Consider the following 1,903-nt stretch of genomic DNA (forward strand, 5'->3'; position numbering starts at 1 on the left):
CTGCGGCACGGGCCGGCCGCAGTGCGCGCACGGCCGGGTGGCCTCCTCGGCGCCGGCCGGGATCGGTGTGGACTGCTCCATGGCTCGCCATTATCGCCCGGTCACCTGCGCATCCTTCGGCCGCCCAGGCCGGTTATGCCGGACGTGAGGATAAACGCCCTGGCAATGATGGGTGCGCTGCTGCTGAGCGGGTTGGTCATCGTACCCGCCGGTGCCGCCGCCCAGCCCGGCTACGAAAACGGCTACACCAACAGCAAGACTCCGACGCTGTCGCGCACGCCCACGGCGCCGTCCGCGAGCCTCCCCGCAGGCACCAAGTCGCCTTCCCGGCCACCGTTGGGTAGGCCGCCGCAAACCAGCCCGGCAGCGACCAGCTCGGCGGCGGTAACCCGGTCGCAGACGGATCAACTGCCGGTCACCGGCAGCGGCCTGGCCGTGACCGGAGTCATGGTCGCCGGTACCGGCATCGGGTTCCTGGCCGCGTGGTGGCTGTGGCAGGCTCGGGTCCATGGCCGCACCCGAGTACGGCGATCCCCGCCCGGGGACCGCTGACCAACCGAAGGTCGCGCCGAAGTGATCGTCCTGGCCCACCTGAGCGATCCCCACCTCGACGGCGGCAAACGCGCCGCGGCCCGCACCGCGCAGGTGATGCACTACCTCAACGGGCTGCCCGGCGACGTGGACGCCATCGTGGTCACCGGCGACCTGACCGACAACGGCCTGCCCGCCGAGCGGGAGCAGGCCACGGCGCTGCTGGCCTCGCCCCGGTTCCCGGTCATCACCTGCCCGGGCAACCACGACGGCTACACCCCCTACGGCTGGCCGGCCAACCAGGTGCACGACCTGGGCCGGTTCGCGGTCGTGGCGTGCGACTCGGTCATCCTCGGCCGCGCCGACGGCCACCTGGGCGACGCCACCCTCGACTGGCTGCGGTCCAGTCTGGACGGTCTGCGCGGCCGGCCGGTGTTCGTCGCCTTCCACCACCCGCCGGTGAAACTGCACCACCCGATGATCGACGAGATCCGGCTGTCGGCCGCCGAACGAGTCGCCGCCGTGCTCGCCGACCACCCCGACGTGGTGGCTGTGCTGTGCGGGCACGCCCACACCCCGGCGGCCACCACCTTCGCCGGCCGGCCGCTGCTGGTCGCCCCGGGCGTGAAATCCACCCTGCTGCTGCCGTGGGAGCTGCCCGCCGGCGAGATGAACTGGCGCAGCACGCTGGACCTCGGGCAGCCACCGGCGGTCGCGTTCCACATCCTCGACGACGACGGGCGCCTGACCACCCACTTCCGGCTGGTCACCGACTAGAACCACATGGGCAGCACCCCGGCGTCCAGCGGGGCCAGCACCGCCCACAGCGGCGTGCCCCGGACGGAGTCGGCCGACGTGGCCAGCGACGTGTGGCCGGTGGCCACCAGCCAGATCAACGCGGCGGTGAACACCGCCGGCCCACCGCGGGGCAGGATCAGTCTTCTCCTCGCAGTGGCATCCCCGCGGTCGTGTAGATGTCGTCGATGAGCCGCATCGTGGCCACCGAGTCGGCAGGCGGGGTCAGGTTGGCCGCCGCATCACCGGCCACCGCCCGCGCGAACGCCCGCAGCTGATGCACATAGGTCGGGGTGGCGTCGAACCGCTCCCGGCCACGGCGGCCCTGCACGGTCAGGGTGAACCGCGACGGCAGCTGCGGCACGGCGAAATTGTTGACCACGAGCCTGCCCTTGGTGCCGGTCACCTCGGCCCGGATGCGCAGCAGCGTCGCCGACCACATCGAGGCGTGTATCCGGCCCGTGCCGCCGCCGGGCAGGGTGAACTCGGCGGTCATGGCCCGGTCCACCCGCGGGTCGCGGCCCAGGCGCAGCGCCGCCGCGCCGGTGACGGCCGGCTCGCCGCCCGGGGTCAGCAG

Annotated in this window: 2 protein-coding genes and 2 pseudogenes; 2 read left to right on the forward strand and 2 right to left on the reverse strand. The window is 73.0% G+C overall.

All coding sequences use genetic code 11. The annotated features are described in order from the left end of the window. Together DM816_RS41745 and DM816_RS41750 are read left to right on the forward strand one after the other, a co-directional pair. A pseudogene (locus DM816_RS41745) lies at nt 1-552 on the forward strand (hypothetical protein); the annotation flags it as partial. 21 nt (nt 553-573) lie between these two features. Next, a complete protein-coding gene (locus DM816_RS41750; protein ID WP_170318944.1) occupies nt 574-1,308 on the forward strand; it encodes a metallophosphoesterase in 735 nt (244 codons plus the stop codon). Here the strand turns inward: DM816_RS41750 and DM816_RS43385 are convergent. After that, nucleotides 1,305-1,442, reverse strand: coding sequence for a hypothetical protein (locus DM816_RS43385; protein WP_162908435.1), 138 nt, complete (start codon nt 1,440-1,442; stop codon nt 1,305-1,307). The genes DM816_RS41750 and DM816_RS43385 overlap by 4 nt on opposite strands. Nucleotides 1,443-1,465: 23 nt before the next feature. After that, nucleotides 1,466-1,903: pseudogene (locus DM816_RS41755) on the reverse strand (Gfo/Idh/MocA family protein); the annotation flags it as partial.

The organism is Allorhizocola rhizosphaerae, assembly GCF_003426775.1.
GTDB classification, from domain to species: domain Bacteria; phylum Actinomycetota; class Actinomycetes; order Mycobacteriales; family Micromonosporaceae; genus Allorhizocola; species Allorhizocola rhizosphaerae.